This is a genomic window from Pseudomonas sp. R43(2017) (assembly GCF_002112345.1).
In the GTDB taxonomy this organism is placed as follows: domain Bacteria; phylum Pseudomonadota; class Gammaproteobacteria; order Pseudomonadales; family Pseudomonadaceae; genus Aquipseudomonas; species Aquipseudomonas kribbensis.
Window position 1 is genome coordinate 318884 of record NZ_NEHJ01000003.1, and the last position, 20508, is coordinate 339391.

The window sequence follows — 20508 nt, forward strand, 5'->3', positions numbered from 1 at the left end:
GGTCAGCCCCTTCAATGCATGAGGTTCGGTCATGGCAAAGGGAAAGAAGAAAGACTCGCCCAGAGACACCCCCGCAGATCGCCCAAAGCTATCGAGCAAGGACTATCTGGCGGAGTTGCGTCGACTGCACGTTGAGCTCGTCAAGCTGCAGGAGTGGGTGAGGGCCGAGGGCATCAAGGTCTGTGTAATTTTCGAAGGGCGTGATGGTGCGGGCAAGGGCGGGACGATCAAGGCGCTTACTGATCGGGTCAGCCCGCGGGTGTTCCGGGTGGTGGCGTTGCCGGCCCCGAGCGAGCGTGAGAAAAGTCAGATGTACATGCAGCGTTACCTGCCTTATCTGCCGGCGGCGGGTGAGGTCGTGATCTTTGATCGCAGTTGGTACAACCGCGCCGGCGTCGAGCGAGTGATGGGGTTCTGTACCGAGGATCAGGCCGAAAAATTTCTCAGGACGGTTCCTCTGGTGGAGCATGCCATCGTCGATTCCGGTGTGATTCTGCTCAAATACTGGTTGAACGTCAGTCAGGAAGAACAGACGCGCCGGCTGGAAGAGCGTATCAAGGACGGTCGAAAAATCTGGAAGCTCTCGCCCATGGATCTCAAGTCGTACAGCCGCTGGTATGACTACTCGCGGGCGCGTGATGACATGATCAAGGCAACCGATACCGAATATGCGCCATGGCTGGTGGCCGATTCGAACGACAAGCGGCGAGCGCGCCTGAACATCATCTCCGATCTTCTCAGCCGCATTCCGTACAAGAGTGTTTCGCGCGAGAAGGTTGAGTTACCCAAGCGGCAGAAGCCTGGGGGCTACAAGGAATCGGATTATCCCTTCCGGCACATCCCCGAGAAATTCTGAAGACAGGTGTTCGTGTCAGTCTCGGAAAAGCCCCGTTGATGAAAATCAGCGGGGCTTTTTCGTTTCTGCAGGGGTGTCAGCCGGCCCTCAAATCTCCTTGACCGGCGTATCCCCCTGCACGCCCTTGATCAGCTCGATCACATGCAGACAATCCGCCTTGTTCACATACGACTCGCCACTGGCAACCGTCTCATGGTTTCCCGCCCGCAGACGCCAGCGCCATTGGCCTTTGCCGGTACTCGGGGTGCCCTTGGATTGCCTGTAAATCTCGAAATACATTCAGTTCGCTCCATGCGATGGGATATTGCGACAAGCTGTTTGACGCATGCTCGCAAGCCTAGCGGAGCCTTCTCATTTGGCTATCGTGGATTTGTTTCCAATCGTTCGAGAATGTTTCTGCAAGGCGCGAGGCAGAGCGTCGGGATCGGCCTTCGGATTGGCGAGTACGTCCTTTTTTCACCCTTGCATGAGCACCAGTGGTGCTGCTTAATACGGGGCGGCTCATGGCGTCGAAATTTGTTCGGCGACCGACAAACACTATAAGAAAAGAGCAGTCCATTGACCCATTCGCATGGAACGCAACATGCGGGCCCGGTGACGTTGTCGCTGGTGGTTCCCGTATTCAATGAAGAGGACAGCCTCGACGGCTTTCTCCTGCGCATTCGTCAGGTGTTCGAGCGTGAGGCGCAGATCAGCCTTGAGTTGGTGTTCGTCAACGACGGCAGTACTGATTCGACGCTGGAGCGCCTGCTGCAGTTTCAGCAGAGCAACTCGACGATCCGCATCGTCGATCTGAGCCGCAATTTCGGCAAGGAGGCTGCGCTTTCCGCCGGTTTGCAGATTGCAACCGGGCAGATCGTGGTGCCGATCGATGTCGATCTGCAGGACCCGCCCGAGGTCATTCTGCAGATGATCGAACGTTGGCGCGAAGGTTATGAAGTGGTGCTTGGTCACCGCATCAGCCGCCGCAATGACTCCTGGGCCAAGCAGACGTCCGCCAGTTGGTTCTATCGTCTGCACAACAAGATTGCCGAACAGACATTGCCGGAAAACGTCGGTGATTTTCGGCTGATGGACCGTTGTGTGGTCGACGCGCTGCTGACACTGCCGGAGTCCCGGCGATTCATGAAAGGTCTGTTTGCCTGGGTCGGTTTTCGCACTACCCAGGTTGAATACGAGCGCCCGGAACGGGCGGCCGGGCAGAGCAAGTTCAATGGCTGGCGGCTGTGGAATTTCGCGCTCGAAGGCATCACCAGTTTCAGCACCGAGCCATTGCGGATCTGGACGTACCTGGGAGCGCTGGTGTCCCTGGTATCGTTCGCCTTTGCCATGTTCATTGTGGTCCGCACGCTGATGTATGGCATCGACCTGCCCGGTTATGCGTCGCTGATGGTCGCCGTGACCTTCCTTGGCGGCTTGCAGTTGATCGGCATCGGTGTGCTTGGCGAGTATCTCGGCCGCACCTATATCGAAGCGAAGCGGCGGCCGGTTTTCCTGGTGCGCCGCATTTACGACCCGAAGGACTGAAGCATGGATCTCAAGGAAACCGACATCCTCGGCGACAGCATCGGCGAGCATTGGTATTACCGCTCCAAAGCGGCAGCGACCCGTCGATTGCTGGGGGAGGCGCCGATCAAGCGCATTCTCGACGTCGGCGCCGGTTCAGGGTTCTTCTCCCATCATCTGTTGACTCATACCGCCGCGCGAGAAGCGTGGTGTGTGGATATCAGCTATCCGGCCGACTCCAGTGCCACCACCGCCGGCAAACCGGTGCATTACCGCCGCTCGATCGACAGCGTGGACGCCGATCTGGTGTTGTTGATGGATGTGCTGGAGCACGTCGACGACGATCTCGGCCTGCTCAAGTCCTACGTCGACAAGGTGCCGTCCGGCAGCCGCTTCCTGATGACCGTGCCGGCATTCCAGTTCATGTGGAGCGGGCACGATGATTTTCTCGAACACAAACGTCGCTATACCCTGGGACAGTTCGAGTCTCTGACAAAGAACGCCGGATTAACGGTCGAGAAGGGCGCCTACTACTTCGGAGCAGTGTTCCCGATTGCCGTTGCTTCGCGCCTTATTCCCGGCGGTTCGGCGCCACGTTCGCAGCTGAAAATGCATCACCCGCTGGTCAATACGCTGCTGAAGACCCTGTGCCGCCTCGAGCTGCCCTTGATGGGCATGAATCGCCTGGCCGGCCTGAGTGTCTTTGTGCTGGCGCGCAAACCGTGACGTCCGCGGAGAGAGAGGCCCTGATCAGGCGTGGCATGCGTTTTGCCGTGACAGGGCTGTTCGTCACTGCGTTGCATGCGCTGGTGGCGGTGTTGTTTATCAATTTCGTGAGTCCTCAGCCGCCGCTGGCTAACGGCGTTGCATTTGCCGTGGCGACGGTGGTGTCCTACGTGATCAACACCACCTGGAGTTTTTCCGCTCGCTTGCACGGCAAGACGCTGCTGCGATTCCTGCTGGTTTCGGCGGGAGGTTTTCTATTGGCGATGTTCGTCGCCTGGGCGGCACAGATGGCAGGGCTGCATTACCTGTTGGGCATCGTGGCGGTCGCGCTGACCATTCCGGCATTCACTTTCGTACTGCACAATTTCTGGACCTATCGATGACGGATTCGCGCGAGCACCCGGCACTCTCCCTGCTGCCGCTGCTGTTGGGGGCGTTGGTGTTTTTCCTGGCGATCGGACCGCAAGCGCTGGATCCGCAAAACATTGCCTGGCTGGAACAGGGTGACCCGGCGACACATTATCTGGGCTGGGAATTCTTCCGACACTCGCCCTGGACATTTCCGCTCGGGCTCAATCCTTTCTATGGCCTGGAACTGAGCAGTTCGATCATCTTTTCCGACTCCAATCCCCTGTTGGCGCTGTTGTTCAAACCCTTCAGTGCGTGGCTGCCGGACACCTTCCAGTACTTTGGCCTGTGGTTACTTGCGTGTTGTGTCCTGCAAGCCTGGTTCGGCTGGAAACTGCTCGGGCTGATGACCGGCAATCTCTTGATCCGTCTGTTGGGAACGGGCCTGTTGGTGTTCTCTCCACCGATGTTTCTGCGCATGGGGGCGCACCTTTCCCTGGCGGGACATTTTCTGATTCTGGCCGCGTTGTATCTGGCGCTGGTACCGGACCTGCGTCGACGCCGCTGGGCCTGGGGTTCGTTGCTGGCGGTGACGTCATGGGTGCACGCCTATTTGCTGGCCATGGTGGCCCTGATCTGGCTGGCAGACTTGCTGGGCAAGACATTCAGCCGGCAATTGACCCGGCGTCAGGGGCTGATCGAAGGCGGGTTGCTGTTTGCGCTGGTGAGTGTGTGTTGCTGGCAGGCGGGTTATTTCAGCATTGCCGACGGTGCGGCCTCCGGCGGTTTTGGTTTGTACCGGATGAATTTGCTGTCGCCAGTCGATCCGGCCGGCTGGTCCAGGATCTTGCCCGATCTGCCCAAGGGTGAGGGCGACTATGAAGGCTTCAACTACATGGGGCTGGGCGTACTCTTGCTGGTGCCGCTGGCGCTGATTGCCTGGATTGGCAACTGGCAACCCTTGAAGGACGAGTTGCGCGCGCGTCCATGGCTGTTGATGGCCTTGTTCGGGCTATGGCTTTTTGCACTGTCGAATCAGATCGGGATCGGCGCATCGACCGTCGGTTATCCACTGCCGAAGGTGATCCTCGGGCTGGCCAACATCTTCCGGGCTTCGGGGCGGATGTTCTGGCCGGTGCTGTATGCCCTGATGCTTGGCCTGATTTTTCTGGTGGTGCGCGGGTACCGACCGCGGGTTGTCATTTTGTTGCTCGCTACGGCGCTGGTGGCTCAGGTCGTCGATAGCCGCAGCGGCTGGCTAGGTCTGAGGCAAGGGAAAATGGTCGCGCCATCGGCAATCTGGAACAGCCCGATGCACGATCCGTTCTGGGCAAGCGCCGCGGCGCGCTACGCGAATGTCCGCAGTCTGATGCCGCAGAACCAGAATGATCGCTGGCAGATGATTGCCGGGTTTGCAGCGGCTCACGGTATGAAGACCGATGCTGTCTATCTGGCGCGCGTGAGTTCTTCGGCACTGGCGCAGGCACAGCAGAAAGCGCGACACATGCTCGACTCGGGCCAATACGACGCAGACTCGTTGTACATCCTCAGCGACGACGTCCTGGCAGACGCCGCCAAAAGCATCAACAGTGAAACCGATCTGCTGACCCGGGTGGACGGCCTGGTGGTGCTCGCTCCGGGGTGGAAACGCTGCGCACAGTGCCTGTCGATGCGGGATGAAGGGCGGCGGATATCTGTGATTCCCCTTTCAGGGCCTGGGCAAACACTGACGTTCAACTACGGGAATCGACAGCTGTCCCACGGCTGGTCGACACCGGAAAACTGGGGCACGTGGACGGACGGGCAACAGGCGAAAATAGAAATGCGCCTGGTGCCGCAGGCGCGTTCAATCGTGCTCGACGCATTGGCCTTCGTCCAGCCACAGCATCACGCCCAGCGTGTGATCGTGAGCCTCAATGGCGAACAGGTACTGAGCACGAGTCTGACGCAGTTCCTTGGCAATCGCCTGGAGATCCCGATCAGTTCCGCGCTCAGTCAGAGCCTTGAGAGGGATGACCGGCTCAATATCGAATTGCAATTGCCGGATGCCATCAGCCCCCGGCAATTGGGGATCAACGATGATAAGCGGGTCATGGGCCTGGGGCTGAAGACCCTGACAGTGCAATGACGCAGCGTTTTGATGGACGCTGCCCCTGCAGCCTTTCTACACTGCCCGCAATCCGGGGACAGGGGGCAATGGATGAACCGCAATGAACTTCGCAAGGCCGACATCAACCTGATGGTGGTGTTCGAGACCTTGATGCTCGAACGAAACGTGACCCGGGCCGCCGAGAAGCTGTTTCTCGGCCAGCCGACCATCAGCTCGGCGCTCAATCGCCTGCGCACGATGCTCAACGATCCGCTGTTCATTCGCGTCGGTCATCGCATGGAGCCGACGGCCCGCGCCGAAGACATCTATCGCCATTTGAAACCCGCGCTGGACTCGTTGTCGGTGGCGCTGAGCCTGACCCGTGATTTCGACCCGGCTGTGAGCACCATGACCTTTCGCATCGGCCTGTCGGACGACGTCGAGTTCGGTCTGCTGCCGCCGCTGTTGCGCGCCTTGCGCCAGGAAGCACCGAACGTGGCGTTCGTGGTGCAGCATGTCGACTACTGGCGGATTCCCGATCTGCTGGCCGCTGGCGACATCACCGTCGGCATCAGCCAGACCCGTGGCCTGCCGGCCAATGCCAAGCGCAAACTGCTGCGGCATATCCAGCCGAGCATCCTGCGCGCCGACAAGTCCGCCACCCCGCTGACCCTCGACGAATATTGCGCACGGCCCCATGTGCTGGTTTCCCACACGGCCAATGTCAGTGGTTACGCCGATGAGTGGCTGGCGGACCTCGGTCGAACCCGTCAGGTGGTGTTGTCGGTGCCGCAATACAGCGCATTGCCGGCGCTGCTGGCCGGCACCGATCTGATCGCCAGTCTGCCGGACTACACCGCCGAAGCCATGGCCGCTTCGGGCCTGTTGTTCAAGGAACCGTTTCCGTTCAAGACCCCGACGCTCGACCTGTCGATGGTCTGGCTCAGCCATGTCGACAGCGACCCGGCCGAGCGCTGGCTGCGCTCGCGGCTGGAGCAATTCATGAGCGAGCGGCCTCACTCGCCGCTCTGAACTACACAGGACTGCTCAACTGCCGGGAATAAAAGTTTCTTGCGAAAGGCATTTGTCACCGATTTGCAGACCTTGGTCTCCGGTGTATGGGAGTCCTTGGCGATCAATCAGATAAAAAACCTCAAACAGAAGTTGTTTGCCCTGAAAATTGACGCAGCGAAATGATGTGTTTGCCGGGAACAGCGCCTTGAGGTCATCGAAGCCAGTGGAGTTGCCAATCAAGTCATTGAATCGCGCATCGTACTGAACGGCGTTGCGCAATTTTTTGAAATCCTCAAAGTACTGTTTCTGGTCAGCGCCATAGCACGTACCGTGTTTTTGCCACTCATGCTTGATCAAGCCTTCGGGTGATTGTGTGACTAGTTTCGTGAAATCCGGATTGCTCAACATCTGATCCTTGATTGATGAGGAGAGCTCGCAGGCAGAGCCCGATGAATCGCAACCTGCAGACTTGATGCAGGATGAGGGGTGACGGTTGGCAGATTGAGGGGTGCTATTAAAGTAAGCCCAGATGCCATGAGTGAGGAACATGTTCGGCGGTGGGCTACATCCGGTTGCAGGGGATTTGATAAGGCAAAAGGTCGATTGCCAGGTAACGGCGTAAACCAGATAGTCGAATACCCCGCTAGGTGCTCCTTGGCTGTCTTCTTCGCCAGGGTCCAGAGCATAAGCATTGAATGATAAGAAAAAAGCGGCGAGGGTTATCGAGGTGTTGCGGATAAAATTCATGGTGATCGATCCTTGAATCAGTGAGTGTTGTCCGTCGCCTCGTCACTGCTCAAGAGGGCGCCAGGAAGGCGTCAATCAACCAACGGCTCACTTCTAATCTCAGACGTCACATTCGAAGACTAGTACGGCAACGAATACGTATAGCGGCCATGGGACGAATGGTTACCCACGCGCCAGTCATGTCACCCAACTCAGGAGAACCCAAATGCCACACCTGCACATGGAATACACCGCCAACCTGCCGCAACTGAACGCCGACGTGGCGTTGATCCGGCTCAACAACACCCTGGTGGGTTCCGGTCAGTTCGCGGCGGAGTTCGATATCAAGAGCCGTGCGGTCAAGGTCGAAACCTTCAAGGTCGGCACCGCCATGAGCGAGCGGGCCTTTGTGGCGGTGAGGCTGGCGCTGCTCAGCGGTCGTTCCCCGGAGGTCAAGAAGCAACTCTCGCAAAACCTGTTGGCGGTGCTGCAGGACCTGTGCGAATGGCCGGCCGGTGTCGAAGTGCAGTTGAGCGTGGAACTGCTCGATATCGACCGCGAGTCCTACAGCAAAGTCGCCATCGGCGTGTAAGACTCAGGCCGCCTCCAGCTCCGCGCAGGTCTTGATGACCTGCTCGCGCAGCCAGAGGTTGGCGCTGTCCTGATCGACGTTGTGGCTCCACTGCATGTCGAGGGTGAACCCCGGCAGGCCATTGGGGGCCTCGCAGTGATTGAACACCGCGTCGTTGGTCAGCAAGCGCTGGATCCGCCGGGGCAGGGTGAGGATGAAATCGGTGCCGGTGATCATCTTCAACGCCGCGCTGTAGCTGTTGGAGCGGGCGACGATCTGGCGCTTCTGTGCCTGCCGCGCGAGCCAGCCATCGACCATGTTGGTGGTCGAGGTCCAGGGCGTCGGGAACACGTGCCGGCGTTCGGTGAAGGCCTGCAGGCTCAGGCGCGGCTCCAGCGGCGTCGCACGTTTGTCGAAGACGCAGACCAGGTCATCCTCCAGCAGCATTCGCGATTTCAGGTCGGTATGGCTGCGGTGGAAGTGCGGGCCGAAACAGATCACCAGGTCGAGGCTGCCATCGCGCAACTCTTGCGCCGGCACGTCGGTTTCGAACTTGTGCATGTTGACCATCACCGGCAGATCGTCGAAGTCGAAACGCTTGAGCATGCGCGGCAGGATCAGTTGCTCGAAGTATTCCGGGGCGCAGATGTTGAAGGTCACCGGTTGCGCCATCGGGTCGAAGGTCGGGGCGCCGGCGTGGCACAGGTTGATGCTTTCGAGGATTTTCTGCACATGGCCATACATGCTGCTGGCCTTGTAGGTCGGGCGCATGCCCGTGCGGGTGTTGACGAACAATTCGTCTTCAAAACTGGTACGCAGTTTCTTCAGGCAGTAACTGACGGTGGACTGACTGACGAACAGCGCCTCCGACACATCGGTGACGCTGCTTTGCTCATACACGGCGACAAACACCATGAGATCCTGCATGTCGAGCTTTCTAAGCAAGTTACTGTTCAGCATCCGTTCTGTCTCGCTGTGCTCCTTGCGCCGAATCCGCGCAAACGTGTGCGCATGATCGTAACGGAACGATGGTGCCAGGAGAAAGCCCTGTAGGATTTTTCACGGACAGTTGTGGGACAGAAAGTTTTAGTAATACGACGTGTCAAAACGATCCTGTAAAAGATGGCCAGAAGCCTTTAGCCAGAGGGGTGAAGCACCGTGCACAACGCCCGATCAGCGAAAGTGCCGGGCGTATTGTCGAGGGTCGAAACGCAGCACGATCAGCAGCATGATCACCATCACCGCAGTCAGCGACCACCAGGCCCATTCGAAGCTGCCCAGTCGATCGCGGATCACCCCGGCCAACAGCGGCGACAGGCCGGCAATCAGGTAACCGACACCTTGCACGAACGCGGTCAACCCGCCGGCACGCTGCGGGTTGTCGAGGTGATCGAGGGAGACGATCAGGCTCATCGGGAACAGCCCGCCAATTCCCAGGCCCAGCAGGCACGGCCACAACAGGCTCAGACGTTGCGGGCTGAGGATCAAGCCGCAGAATCCGCCAATAATCAACACCAACAGGGCGCCCAGCACCAGGCGCCGGTCACGGCTGCGGTTGGCGATAGCGGGAACCACCAGACCGGAAATCACCTCCATGGCCGTCAGAAAACCCAACAGCAGACCGGCGTTCTGTTCGCTCCAGCCGTTTTCCACGTAGTACGGTGCCAGCCACGCGAGTACACAGGTGTAGGACGCCGTCCCCAGACCGAAGAAGATGGCAAGCAACCAGGCGCGGGAATGGGTGAAGAAGGCCTCTTTTCTCACTGTACTGGTCGCGATGGGCGGTGAGTCATCGCGTTGTGACAACCAGAACAACAACGCGAGCAGCGCCAGTACCGCCCAGATCGCCAGCCCTGCCCGCCAGCTGCCGGTACCGAGCATCACCTGAGGTGCGAACGAAGCGGCCAGCGCGGCACCGCCCATGATCGACGTGACATACAAGCCCATGCACAGCGCCACGTTGTCGGGAAACCGCGATTTGATCAGTGCCGGCATCAACGCCTGAATCAGCGCGATGCCGATCCCGGCGAGCACGGCGCTGACGATCAGTTGCGCCGCGGAGTCGAGAAACAGCCGCGACAGGGTCGCCACACCGATGATCAGCAACGACAGCAGCACCGTGCGCCGTTCGCCCAGACGCTGGCTGATGCCGATCCCGAAAAACATCGCCAGCCCCATGGCCATCACCGGCAGCATGGTCAGCAGCGATGCCAGGCTGAAGCTCAGCGGAATATCGCCACGAATCGCCGACAGCAAAGGCCCGACGGCGGCCATCGACGGGCGCAGGTTAAGGGCGACAAGGACGATACCGAGCATCAGCCAGGCGGCGGGGCGGGCAGTGGCGCGAACGTTTTCCATCTTCAGACCTTTGAATCAGAGGCCGTTGATTAGGCGGGCGCGCTACCGGCGCCGGCAAATCAGAAAATCCCCAGGGGTATTTAAAAAGTCGATACGCCTACCGTGCGCTCTTCCGGAGCGAGCTGTAATTTTTTACTGAATCACACCTGACGAATGTTCAGGTTTCATGGTTATTTCATGAGCCAACTAATCGTTGGCTTCTTTTTCACAAAAAATTGATGGGGGGCTACGTAGAGTTTTCATTGCCCGGGTCAATGAAGTTTTCACAATTGGCCACGGCGCTTCTATTCAGGAAATAGCCCCCCTCATATGTTGAAGTTAAAAGCCGTGCGCCCGGAATGGGTGACGTTGTTTGCCAGCGCCTTTCTTTTGATCGGATTCAATTTCGTACTTTGGCAACATCTCCTCGAGATCACCGCTGCCAACGGCATCGCCATGGGCATTGCCTTCGGGGTGATGATCTTCGCGGCCTACAACATCGTGCTGACCTTTCTGGCGTTTCGCCCTGTATTGAAACCGGTGTTGACGGCGCTGTTTCTGATCAGTGCCGGTGTCGCTTATTTCATGAGTCAGTATGGCGTGATGATTGACGCCGGCATGTTTCGCAACTTCGCTGAAACCAATGCCACGGAAGTTCGTGATCTGCTGTCGTTGAAGTTGTTCGCCTATCTATTGTTTCTGGGCGTATTGCCGTCGTGGTTGTTGTGGAAGTTGCCCGTTGAATATCGTCGCTGGCACCGAGAGTTATTAAGCAAAGTTGTGGTATGTGCAGCATCGGTCGCCGTTATTGGCGGCGTGGCACTGGCCAACTATCAGGGCTTGTCTTCGCTGTTTCGCAACCACCACGAATTGCGCCTGATGCTGGTGCCGAGCAACTACATCGGTGCATCGGCCGGCTATCTGCGTGAGCAGGTGGTATCCGCCCAGCAACCGTTCATCAAGATCGGCGAAGACGCCCAGCGCAACCCTGCACTGCAAAACCGTCCGCGCAAGTCGCTGACCGTGCTGGTGGTGGGTGAAAGTGCCCGGGCGGAGAACTTCGGCATCCTCGGCTACAACCGCGACACCACGCCGAAACTGGACAAGGAAGCCGGCCTCATCGCCTTCACCGACGTGCATTCCTGCGGTACGGAAACAGCGGTCTCGGTGCCGTGCATGTTCTCCAACATGAGTCGCCAGGATTACGACGCCAGCAAGGCGAAGAATCAGGAAGGGCTGCTGGACGTGCTCAAGCGCGCCGGCATCGATGTGATCTGGCGCGACAACCAGTCGGGCTGCAAAGGCACCTGCGATCGCGTCACCCTGCAGGACGTGAGCAATCTGAAAGACCCGGCCCTGTGCGCCAACAGCGAATGCCGCGACGAAATCCTCCTGCAAGGCCTGCAGAGTTTCATCGATCACCTGGACAAGGACACCGTGCTGGTGCTGCACCAGATGGGCAGCCACGGCCCGGAATACTTCAAGCGTTATCCGAAGGAATACGAACACTTCACGCCGGTGTGTGAAAGCAACGCGCTGAACAATTGCAGCCGCGAAAGCATCGTCAACGGTTACGACAACACGCTGGTGTACACCGACCATGTGCTGTCGAGCCTGATCGATGTCTTGCGCAGCAATCAGGAAAAAGTCGATACCGCCATGCTGTACCTCTCCGATCACGGCGAGTCCCTGGGCGAGTACAACCTGTTCCTGCACGGCACGCCGTACATGCTGGCGCCGGAACAACAGAAACATGTGGCGATGCTGGCGTGGTTCTCTGACAGCTATCAGAAGTCCTACTCGGTCGACACCCATTGCCTGCAGTTGAGCCGCGACAAACCGTTGAGCCAGGACAATCTCTTCCATTCGATGCTCGGTCTGCTGGAAGTGCAGAGCAAGGTCTATCAGCACGATCTGGACCTGTTTGCCGGTTGCCGGGGTGCGGTCATCGACGGCGTATTGGCCAAGGACTGATCCGTCGGAATTGTTCTGTAAGACTATTCTTGCTGGCAGGCAGGAGATTTCATCAACGCTCTTGCCCTGCACAGGCGCGGAAAGCGCCGGTGGCGATATATACTGCGCGCCATTCTTGAAGGGAGAGCCGTGTGGCCATCGATATTCACTGGATTCGCGACAACGATAGTCTCGCGCAGTTTTGCGCCGAGTGGCAGCAGCTGCCTTTCGTTGCCCTCGACACCGAATTCATGCGGGTCGACACCTTCTACCCGATTGCCGGTCTGTTGCAGGTCGGCGACGGCAAACGCGCCTATCTGATCGACCCGCTGACCATTGACGCCTGGCAACCGCTGGCGGCGTTGCTCGAAAACCCGGCGGTGCTCAAAGTCCTGCACGCCTGCAGCGAAGACCTCGAAGTCCTGCTGCGCCTGACCGGCAGCCTGCCGGCGCCGCTGTTCGACACGCAACTGGCTGCGGCCTACCTGAACCTCGGGTTCTCGATGGGGTATTCGCGTCTGGTGCAGGAAGTGCTCGGCATCGAACTGCCGAAGGGCGAAACCCGTTCTGACTGGTTGCAGCGTCCGTTGTCCGACACGCAAATCAGCTATGCCGCCGAAGATGCCGTGCATCTGGCGGAAGTTTTCGTACAACTGCGTCCGAAACTGTCCGACGACAAATACGCCTGGGTACTGGAGGACGGCGCCGAACTGGTCGCCAACCTGCGTCGCGAGACCGATCCGTATGAGGTGTATCGCGAGGCGAAACTGGCGTGGAAACTGTCCCGCGCGCAACTCGCCGTTCTGCGCGAGCTGTGCGCCTGGCGTGAGCGCGAAGCCCGTGCCCGCGATCTGCCGCGCAACCGTATCGTCCGTGAGCATTCGTTGTGGCCGCTGGCCCGTACGCAACCGGACAACCTCAGCGCGCTGGGCAAGATCGAAGACATGCACCCGCGTACCGTGCGTCAGGACGGCGAGTTTCTGCTTGATCTGATCAAGCGCTCTGGCAGTGTGGGGCCTGATCAGTGGCCGCCAGCCGTGCCGGAGCCGCTGCCGATCGAAGCCGCCGCGCTGATCAAGCAACTGCGCGCCCTGGGCCAGGCCGAGGCTGAACGCCTGGGCATCGCGCCGGAACTGATGCTGCGCAAGAAAACCCTCGAAGCCCTGGTCAAAAGCGGCTTCCCCGAGGGGCCTTACCAATTGCCTGATTCGCTGCGTGGCTGGCGCCGCGAGTTGATGGGCCAGAAGCTGCTCGACAGCCTGGCCACTGCCGGAGAACAGCCTTGAAACGTATTTGCTCCATTTACCAAAGTTCGAAGAAAAGCGGCATGTACCTTTACGTGCTCAAAAGCGATGCGCTGGAGCGTGTGCCGGAAGGCCTGATGGCGGCGTTCGGCAAGGCGAAGCATTCCTTCGACCTGGTGCTGACCCCCGAGCGCAAGCTGGCCAGCGAAGACATCGCCGTCGTCCTGGAGAACCTCGACAAGCAGGGCTACCACCTGCAGATGCCGCCAGCCGAGGAAGAGTACATCGAGCACTTGCCGGAAGAGTTGCTGCGACGCAACGACCCGGTCTGACCTGCGAGGCCCGGTCCCGGGCCTCTTGTAATCCCTGGAACTGTTTTTACGGCGACGACTGCCACGAAGTGGACGGCCGTCTGCACGGTTTGCGAAAGGTTTGAAGATGCGCGTTCTGATTGCTGAACACGACCACGCGATATACGCCCGGCTGCTGCGTCAGGCGGCCCCGGAGCTTGAAGTGCTGACCAGCGGTGACTCAGCCGAACTGGCTCGCCAGGCCGTCGATTGCCCGGTGTGGCTGGGGCAGCCGGATCTGCTGGCGACCCTGCTGCGTCAGGGCCACCAGCCACAATGGCTGCAATCGACCTGGGCCGGGATCACGCCGCTGCTGGCCGACGGCCTGCGCCGGGATTACCGCCTGACCCGGGCGGTCGGCATTTTCGGTCAGGTGATGGCCGAGTACGTGCTGACCTACATGCTCGGTCACGAGCGCGAAGTGCTGGCGCGTCTGGTCAGTCAGGTCGAGCGCAAGTGGGACAATCGCACCGGCCAGAGCCTGGTCGGACGCAAGGTGCTGATCGTCGGCACCGGTGACATCGGCCAGAGCGTGGCGCAGTTTCTGCGGCCATTCGGCGTCGAGTTGTACGGCATCGCCAGCAGCGCCCGGGAGCAGGCGCCGTTTGTCGAAGTCGGTTCGATGGCGGACCTGCCTCGGTTGGTGGGTGAAGTGGATTACGTGGTCAATCTGCTGCCCAACACCGAGCACACTCACGACATTTACGACGCGGCGCTGTTCAAGCAATTCAAGCCGACCGGGCTGTTCATCAACGCCGGGCGCGGTGTGGCAGTGGTCGATGCGGATCTGGTGGAAGCGTTGAAGGAGGGCCATCTGGCGGGCGCGGTGATCGACGTCTGCCGTCAGGAGCCGCTGCCGCAGCGTCATCCGTTCTGGACCGCATGGGGTTTGCTGTTGACCGGACACAGCTCGGCGCCGACCTCGCCGCCGATGATGGTGCAGTTGTTTCTGGATAATTTGCGGGCGTATCAGGCGGGCGAAGCGTTGCGTGGGGAAGTGGATTTCGCACGCGGTTACTGATTCGTCGCGATAAAAACGGTGGGAGCGAGCTTGCTCGCGAAGAGGTCAGTACATTCAACGAAGATGTTGAATCAACCGACGCCTTCGTCGGATCGCCGCCCGGACCAAGCTCGCTCCCACAGTTCGTTTTGCAGTGTGGCTTAGAGGGTGAAGTCGCCTTCAGCCGCCAACTCGCTCAGCGGACGACGCGGGCTCGGCGTTTCCCGCGCTTGCAGGTAATCCGCCAGGGTTGCCTTGTCACCCAGCTTGCCCACCGCGACGGCGGCGTGCAGCGCATAACCTTGCGGAATGTTCAGCTCCTTGCGGGTCAGCTCCTGATCGAAGCCGGCCATGCCGTGGGTGTGCCAGCCGCTCAGGCTCGCTTGCAGCGCCAGATGGCCCCACGCGGAACCGGTGTCGAAGGTGTGCCACAGCGCCGGTGTTTCTTCGGTCGCGCCCGGTGCGGTGAAGGTGGTTTTCGAAATCACGATCACCAGTGCCGAGGCGTGCTGCGCCCAGCTGCGGTTGAATTCATTGAGCAGGCCCAGGTAACGCTCCCAGTTCGGCGTGTCGCGACGGGCGTAGAGAAAACGCCACGGCTGCGAGTTGTACGCCGATGGCGCCCAGCGCGCGGCTTCGAAGAAGCTCAGCAGGGTTTCCTCGGAAATCGCTTCACCGGTAAAGGCGCGGGGCGACCAGCGATCGGTGAACTGCGGGTGAATGGCATATTCGGCAACGCGAGGGTTGGCACTCATCGAGAGATTCCTTGCTACGTTTGAGGACAGGTTTGAAGCAAAACCCGGCGGGATCAGTTGGGCTGAACGATGGGGGTTGAATCCGAAGCCGTGCAGTTCACCGGAATGCAACGCGGTCGAGCGTTAATGGCACCCGGCCAGGGCTTCTTGAGAACGGCAAAGCTACTTGGCCGCGCAAAAACTGACAAGCCCTGCACAACCGGCAGTCGCCAGCGCTTGGCCCACGGGGCCCTGGGCACTAGACTGGCGGCCTTTTCACCACCTGATGTTGATGCTTGAGCCATGGCCGCCAAAGTCGAACCGTTCTGGAAACGCAAAACCCTCGATCAACTGGATCACGAGGAATGGGAATCGCTGTGCGACGGATGTGGCCTGTGCTGCCTGCAGAAGCTCGAGGATGAAGAAGACAACAGCGTCTATTACACGCGCATCGCCTGCAAACTGCTGGACCTGAAAACCTGTCAGTGCAGCGACTACCCGAACCGCATCAAGTTTGTCCCGGACTGCATCCAGCTCACCCCGGGCCAGGCCGAAGAATTCAAATGGCTGCCGCCGACCTGCGGTTATCGGCTGGTCAGCGAAGGCAAGGACCTGCCGCTGTGGCATCACCTGGTCTGTGGTGATCGCGACGCGGTTCACCACGAACGGATTTCCCAGTCCGGGCGCATGCTCGCCGAAGGCAGCGTGCCGGAAGAGGATTGGGAAGATCACCTGATTTTCCGCGCCGGCTAAGCCCCTCGAGGATCCAGGCCTCGAGGATCGAGTTTCAACAAGGAGTGTGTATGGCTGTGGGATTGCGCCGGACGCTGATCGTCGGACTGCTGATGCTGAGCGCGCCGGTGTGGGCGGCAAAGAAGGTCGATCTGGATTACCGCGTGCGCCTGTTGCCGCAAAGCGATCAGGCGGAAGTGCGCCTGACCCTGGCCAAGGGCGAGGCCGTGCGCAGTCTGGATTTCGACCTCGGCGACGGCAGCCACTACAGCGATTTCAAGGCCGATGGCCAATGGCAATTGACGCCAGGCCAGCAGGCACGCGGCGTGTGGCGCCCGACGGCGGACAAGGCCAGCCTGACCTACCGCGTACGCATCAGCCACGGCCGCAAGAACGGCAGCTTCGACACGCGCATGACCCCGACCTGGGCGCTGATGCGCGGCGATGAACTGGTGCCGCCGGCGAAGCTCGATCAGCAGGACGGCATCGAACTGGTCTCACGCCTGCAATTCGAACTGCCCGACGGCTGGAAAAGCGTCGAAACCGCGTGGCCGCGCATTGGCAAGAACAAATTCCGCATCGACAATCCGTCCCGTCTGTTCGATCGGCCCACGGGCTGGATGCTCGCCGGGCACCTCGGCAGCCGTCGCACGCGATTGGGTGAAACCGAAGTCACCGTGGCCTCGCCCCAAGGGCAGGGCATGCGCCGGATGGACGTGCTGACGCTGCTGACCTTCGTCTGGCCGCAGGTGCAAGCGGTGTATCCGCGTCATCCGACCAAGTTGCTGATCGTCGGCGCCAACGACCCGATGTGGCGCGGCAGCCTGGCGGCGCGGGAGTCGATCTACCTCAACACGCGGTTGCCGCTGGTCAGCGAAAGCGGCAGCAGCCCTTTGGTCCGTGAGCTGGCGCAGGTGTTCGGACGGATCAACGACGAGCAGCGCAGTGACTGGATCAAGGAAGGGTTCGCCGAGTATTACGCCGTCGAACTGGTGCGCCGTGCTGGAGGCATGAGCGACGAACGTTATCAGGCATATCAGGTGAAACTGGCGAAGGACAGCCAGAAGGTGACGACGTTGCGCGGCGAACAGATCAGCCCGGCGCAGGTCTCCAAAGCGGTTTTGCTGTTACAGGAGCTGGATCGCGAGATCCGTCTGAAGACCCGCAACAAACGGTCGCTGGATGATGTGCTGCGCGGAGCGATGCATCTGGGGGCGGTGGATACCAAGGCCTTTGTACAACTCGCCGAGAGTGTCATCGGCGAGTCGTCCAAGGTGCTTGATAGCGGATTGCTTCAGTAGCGATCAGACCCCGGCTTTGGGCGACTTCACCGAATCATTACCGGTCACGGTAGCGGTTTTGGTCGCCGCTTCGGCATTGGCTTTGAGCTTGCTCAGCTCTTCACCGGCGCGCTCGATCTTCGTGCGCACGTTGTTCATGTCCTGACGGCTTTTCTCCAGCAGGCTTTTCATCGAACTTTGGCCGGTGATGCCACGGGCCATGGCCACGCCGCCAATCGCCACCTGAATCAGACCGAACACGCCGCCACGGCGCAGGCCCTTGCCGACCATGATCACGCCGCCGGCCAGTGAGCCGATGCGCTCCCAGCCTTCGACGTTCTGTTCGGAACGGGTCTGGAACGGGGTGGATTCGATACGCTCGACGCGTTTGAGCTCGGTCATGATCTTTCTCCAGGCAATGAGTGATGGATAAACAAGCTGACTGCCGGGGCGGTCAGCTCGTTCCATCGGATGTGCGGCGGTTCAGCGGAATTTCGGCCCGGAACGGGTGTTCAGGCCTTTGGCCATGCGGTCGTAGAGCACGACGTTGACCGTGGCGGCGAGGTTCATGCAACCGGTGGTCGGGATGTACACGACGTCTTCGCACCAGTCGCGGATTTCCTGATCCAGCGAGCCGTCTTCGGGGCCGAAGATGTACAGGGCGCGATCCGGGTGGGTGTATTCCGGCAGCGGGCGGGCGCCGTCGACCAGTTCCACGGCGACCGGGACGCAATTGAGCGGCAGGATCTTTTTCAGGTCGTCGATGCCGATCAGCGGGATGTCGTAGTGCACGCGCTTGGTGTCGGTGACGAAATCGGCGGCGCGCTCGTAGCGCTTGCCGGTGTAGAACACGGTCGACACGCCGTAGCAGCCTGCGGCGCGCATCACCGAACCGACGTTTTCCGGTGATTTGGGGTTATACAAACCAATGCAGCTGTACCGTTTGTCTGCCACGAGCGGGGTGCCTTCGGGAAAAAGAGGGCGATTATACGGGGATTGGGGGAGGGCGGCACCGATCATTCCCGCACGGCGCGGGAATGATCACGGACGGTTCAGTCTTCTTTCTTCATCAACCCGGCCAGCGCCGCAAACGGGTTGTGCGTGGCCTTGGCGATTTTCGGCGTGCTCAGGGAGCCTTCGCCGAAATACTGCTGGTCGGTGTAGCGCGAGTGCTCGTTGTCGTGGCAGTACAGGCACAGCAGTTCCCAGTTGGAACCGTCCTGCGGGTTGTTGTCGTGGTTGTGGTCGCGGTGGTGCACGGTCAGTTCGCTCAGGCGCTTGCCGGAAAACTCACGGGCACAGCGGCCGCACACGTGCGGGTACATCTTCAGGGCCTTGTCGCGGTAGCCCATTTCCTTGTCGCGCTGGTTGTCGGCGAGGATGCGATCCAGCTTCGAAGTGTTGGTCGGGGTGGACGAACTCATGGGTTCACCTTTGTAGAAAGACTAATGACGGTTATGACGCAAGTTTAGCTCAGCCCTTGAGCTTCTCGGCAATCCAGATCGTGTGGCGGGTGCCCTTGTTGCCGTGGGCGAAGACCTGCACTTCCTCGGCCTTGAAACCGGCCTTTTTCAATTTGTCGGAAAACTGCCGGTCGGCGCTGGCGGACCACACGGCCAGCACGGCTTTGGGCCGCATCGCCCTGGCACAAGCGGCGAGACCGGCGGCGGAATACAGCCAGCTGTTGGCCCGCTGGGTCAGGCCTTCGGGGCCGTTGTCGACGTCGAGCATGATCGCGTCGAAGCCGTTCGGCTCGCTTTGCAGCACCTTGGCCACGTCTTCCTGACGGATCACCGTGCGCGGGTCGAGCAGCGGACGTCCGGACTTTTCACCGAGCGGGCCGCGGTTCCACTCGACCACGCCGGGCACCAGCTCGGCGACCACCACTTCGGCGCTCTTGCCCAGATGCTTGAGCGCGGAGGCGAGTGTGAAGCCCATGCCCAGGCCGCCGATCAGTACGCGCGAGTCCGGCCGGCCGGCGACCTTGCGGCACGGGATCTCGGCCAGTGCGTCTTCGGAGCCGTGCATGCGGGTGTTCATCAATTGCCCGCCATCGCCGCCCTGGATCTTGATGACAAAGTCCTCGCCATACTCGAACAGGCACAGGGCGCCGCCGTTGTCAGGGATCGGCGTGGTGTCGAGCAGAACGAAACGTTTCATGGAAATCTCTACAGGGGGGAAGGCAAGCAGGCCCGTTGGGAGTAGCCTGAGAGCAGACTTCAGGCAACGGAGCCCTTGATGAAGCGCACCATTCTAACGGTCATTGCCCTGGCCGCGCTCTCGATTACTGCAGTGCAGGCCCAGCAGGCGATTCCCGCCAGCCCGACCCCGCAACCGGGTTCGCCCGGCACCGCAACGCCGACACCATATCCGCAGATCAGTCCGGTATCGATTCCCAAGGCCGGCTCCGGCAGTGGCGGGCCACCGCTGGTGCCGATCGAGATGCCCAGCCCGCCATCCAAGGATCAACCGGTGCCGGGTATCGAACAGCCCGAAGGTAAAACCAAATCCCCCGGCGGCTAGATCTGTTGCGCCGCCAGTTGACCGTCGGCCATGCGCAGGCGTTTGGACAGGGAAACGGCGAGGGCGCGAATGATCTTGGCGGCGATTTTCGGCGCGTCGTTGAGCATTTTTTCCAGTGAATCCTTGCCGAGGTTGAGCAACTGACAGTTGCTCGCCGCCACGCAGGTCGCCGAGCGGCGTTCGCCATCGAGCACCGCCATTTCGCCGAACGCCCGACCGCTGCGCAGGGTGGCCATGGTGATGACCTGGCCGTCTGCGCCGGTTTTCTGCACGGCCACCTGGCCGGTGTGAATGATGCACATGAAACTGCCGGCATCGCCTTCGCGAAAGATCGCCTCGCCTTCGGCCACGGTGCTGATGCTGAAGTAGCCCGAGGCAGCGGCGAAGTCCGCCAGTTGCAATTGATCGAACAGGCCGCAGTCCATCAGCCAGTCACGGATTTCGTTGTTCAGTAAGGTCGGTTCTGACATGTCATCGCGGTCTTTTTGTTGTGTCGGGTTACAGGCTCGCCACCGGGAG

24 protein-coding genes are annotated in these 20508 nt (G+C 60.2%); 14 read left to right on the forward strand and 10 right to left on the reverse strand.

Annotation, left to right across the window (positions count from 1 at the left end; translation table 11 throughout):
* Positions 1 to 31 precede the first annotated feature (31 nt).
* Positions 32 to 856, forward strand: coding sequence for a polyphosphate kinase 2 (gene ppk2, locus CAG02_RS10005; protein WP_085710251.1), 825 nt, complete (start codon positions 32 to 34; stop codon positions 854 to 856).
* Between the two features lie 87 nt (positions 857 to 943).
* On the opposite strand, the gene CAG02_RS10010 is transcribed toward ppk2, so the two are convergent.
* Entirely contained in the window at positions 944 to 1135 is a 192-nt protein-coding gene (locus CAG02_RS10010) for a DUF1508 domain-containing protein (RefSeq protein WP_064383113.1), read from the reverse strand.
* 279 nt (positions 1136 to 1414) lie between these two features.
* Here CAG02_RS10010 and CAG02_RS10015 point away from each other — a divergent pair, with 279 nt between their 5' ends.
* The 5 genes from CAG02_RS10015 to CAG02_RS10035 all read left to right on the forward strand — a co-directional run bounded on the left by CAG02_RS10015 (position 1415) and on the right by CAG02_RS10035 (position 6557).
* Positions 1415 to 2383: a glycosyltransferase family 2 protein gene (locus tag CAG02_RS10015; protein ID WP_085710252.1), complete on the forward strand. Its 969-nt coding sequence runs from the start codon at positions 1415 to 1417 to the stop codon at positions 2381 to 2383.
* Positions 2384 to 2386: 3 nt separating this feature from the next.
* On the forward strand, positions 2387 to 3088 hold the full coding sequence (locus CAG02_RS10020; protein ID WP_085710253.1) for a bifunctional 2-polyprenyl-6-hydroxyphenol methylase/3-demethylubiquinol 3-O-methyltransferase UbiG: 702 nt from the start codon (positions 2387 to 2389) through the stop codon (positions 3086 to 3088).
* Positions 3085 to 3471: a GtrA family protein gene (locus tag CAG02_RS10025; protein ID WP_085710255.1), complete on the forward strand. Its 387-nt coding sequence runs from the start codon at positions 3085 to 3087 to the stop codon at positions 3469 to 3471. The genes CAG02_RS10020 and CAG02_RS10025 overlap by 4 nt, the downstream gene beginning before the upstream one ends.
* Positions 3468 to 5564 (forward strand): DUF6311 domain-containing protein, encoded by a 2097-nt coding sequence (locus CAG02_RS10030; RefSeq protein ID WP_085710256.1) that lies wholly within the window; start codon positions 3468 to 3470, stop codon positions 5562 to 5564. Before CAG02_RS10025 ends, CAG02_RS10030 begins: the two co-directional genes overlap by 4 nt.
* 72 nt (positions 5565 to 5636) lie before the next feature.
* Entirely contained in the window at positions 5637 to 6557 is a 921-nt protein-coding gene (locus CAG02_RS10035) for a LysR family transcriptional regulator (RefSeq protein WP_085710257.1), read from the forward strand.
* 15 nt (positions 6558 to 6572) lie between these two features.
* Here the strand turns inward: CAG02_RS10035 and CAG02_RS10040 are convergent, their stop codons facing one another.
* On the reverse strand, positions 6573 to 7286 hold the full coding sequence (locus tag CAG02_RS10040; RefSeq protein WP_085710259.1) for a hypothetical protein: 714 nt from the start codon (positions 7284 to 7286) through the stop codon (positions 6573 to 6575).
* Between the two features lie 205 nt (positions 7287 to 7491).
* Between CAG02_RS10040 and CAG02_RS10045 the strand changes: the two genes are divergently transcribed.
* Complete coding sequence (locus tag CAG02_RS10045) at positions 7492 to 7857, forward strand: 5-carboxymethyl-2-hydroxymuconate Delta-isomerase (RefSeq protein ID WP_085710260.1); 366 nt, start codon at positions 7492 to 7494, stop codon at positions 7855 to 7857.
* Positions 7858 to 7860: 3 nt separating this feature from the next.
* On the opposite strand, the gene CAG02_RS10050 is transcribed toward CAG02_RS10045, so the two are convergent.
* A complete protein-coding gene (locus CAG02_RS10050; protein ID WP_085710261.1) occupies positions 7861 to 8796 on the reverse strand; it encodes a LysR family transcriptional regulator in 936 nt (311 codons plus the stop codon).
* Positions 8797 to 9009: 213 nt separating this feature from the next.
* Entirely contained in the window at positions 9010 to 10194 is a 1185-nt protein-coding gene (locus tag CAG02_RS10055) for a cyanate transporter (RefSeq protein WP_085710263.1), read from the reverse strand.
* A gap of 309 nt (positions 10195 to 10503) precedes the next feature.
* Between CAG02_RS10055 and CAG02_RS10060 the strand changes: the two genes are divergently transcribed.
* From CAG02_RS10060 to CAG02_RS10075, 4 genes are all read left to right on the forward strand, one after another.
* Positions 10504 to 12147 carry a phosphoethanolamine transferase gene (locus tag CAG02_RS10060; RefSeq protein WP_085710264.1) on the forward strand — a complete coding sequence of 548 codons (1644 nt, stop codon included), beginning with the start codon at positions 10504 to 10506 and terminating at the stop codon, positions 12145 to 12147.
* A gap of 131 nt (positions 12148 to 12278) precedes the next feature.
* The gene (rnd, locus tag CAG02_RS10065; RefSeq protein ID WP_085710266.1) at positions 12279 to 13412 is read left to right on the forward strand and encodes a ribonuclease D; all 1134 of its coding nucleotides are present in this window, start codon (positions 12279 to 12281) and stop codon (positions 13410 to 13412) included.
* Positions 13409 to 13702, forward strand: coding sequence for a YcgL domain-containing protein (locus tag CAG02_RS10070; RefSeq protein WP_085703814.1), 294 nt, complete (start codon positions 13409 to 13411; stop codon positions 13700 to 13702). Before rnd ends, CAG02_RS10070 begins: the two co-directional genes overlap by 4 nt.
* A gap of 106 nt (positions 13703 to 13808) precedes the next feature.
* A complete protein-coding gene (locus CAG02_RS10075) occupies positions 13809 to 14741 on the forward strand; it encodes a D-2-hydroxyacid dehydrogenase (protein WP_085710268.1) in 933 nt (310 codons plus the stop codon).
* 140 nt (positions 14742 to 14881) lie between these two features.
* On the opposite strand, the gene CAG02_RS10080 is transcribed toward CAG02_RS10075, so the two are convergent.
* Complete coding sequence (locus CAG02_RS10080; protein WP_007958056.1) at positions 14882 to 15475, reverse strand: nitroreductase family protein; 594 nt, start codon at positions 15473 to 15475, stop codon at positions 14882 to 14884.
* A gap of 282 nt (positions 15476 to 15757) precedes the next feature.
* Here CAG02_RS10080 and CAG02_RS10085 point away from each other — a divergent pair, with 282 nt between their 5' ends.
* Complete coding sequence (locus CAG02_RS10085; RefSeq protein ID WP_085710269.1) at positions 15758 to 16207, forward strand: YcgN family cysteine cluster protein; 450 nt, start codon at positions 15758 to 15760, stop codon at positions 16205 to 16207.
* Positions 16208 to 16257: 50 nt separating this feature from the next.
* The gene (locus CAG02_RS10090; RefSeq protein WP_085710271.1) at positions 16258 to 17487 is read left to right on the forward strand and encodes a hypothetical protein; all 1230 of its coding nucleotides are present in this window, start codon (positions 16258 to 16260) and stop codon (positions 17485 to 17487) included.
* Positions 17488 to 17490: 3 nt separating this feature from the next.
* Here CAG02_RS10090 and CAG02_RS10095 read toward each other — a convergent pair whose 3' ends face one another.
* The 4 genes from CAG02_RS10095 to CAG02_RS10110 form a co-directional block, all read right to left on the reverse strand.
* A complete protein-coding gene (locus CAG02_RS10095; RefSeq protein ID WP_085710273.1) occupies positions 17491 to 17868 on the reverse strand; it encodes a DUF2892 domain-containing protein in 378 nt (125 codons plus the stop codon).
* Positions 17869 to 17949: 81 nt separating this feature from the next.
* Positions 17950 to 18420, reverse strand: coding sequence for an RNA methyltransferase (locus tag CAG02_RS10100; RefSeq protein ID WP_007958066.1), 471 nt, complete (start codon positions 18418 to 18420; stop codon positions 17950 to 17952).
* Positions 18421 to 18518: 98 nt separating this feature from the next.
* Positions 18519 to 18890, reverse strand: a complete 372-nt coding sequence (locus tag CAG02_RS10105; RefSeq protein ID WP_007944009.1) for a YajD family HNH nuclease — start codon at positions 18888 to 18890, stop codon at positions 18519 to 18521.
* Between the two features lie 49 nt (positions 18891 to 18939).
* Positions 18940 to 19626 carry a hypothetical protein gene (locus tag CAG02_RS10110; RefSeq protein ID WP_085710275.1) on the reverse strand — a complete coding sequence of 229 codons (687 nt, stop codon included), beginning with the start codon at positions 19624 to 19626 and terminating at the stop codon, positions 18940 to 18942.
* A gap of 78 nt (positions 19627 to 19704) precedes the next feature.
* Between CAG02_RS10110 and CAG02_RS10115 the strand changes: the two genes are divergently transcribed.
* Positions 19705 to 19989 carry a hypothetical protein gene (locus tag CAG02_RS10115; protein WP_085710277.1) on the forward strand — a complete coding sequence of 95 codons (285 nt, stop codon included), beginning with the start codon at positions 19705 to 19707 and terminating at the stop codon, positions 19987 to 19989.
* On the opposite strand, the gene CAG02_RS10120 is transcribed toward CAG02_RS10115, so the two are convergent.
* Positions 19986 to 20459, reverse strand: a complete 474-nt coding sequence (locus tag CAG02_RS10120) for a cyclic nucleotide-binding domain-containing protein (RefSeq protein WP_085710279.1) — start codon at positions 20457 to 20459, stop codon at positions 19986 to 19988. The genes CAG02_RS10115 and CAG02_RS10120 overlap by 4 nt on opposite strands.
* Between the last annotated feature and the right edge of the window lie 49 nt (positions 20460 to 20508).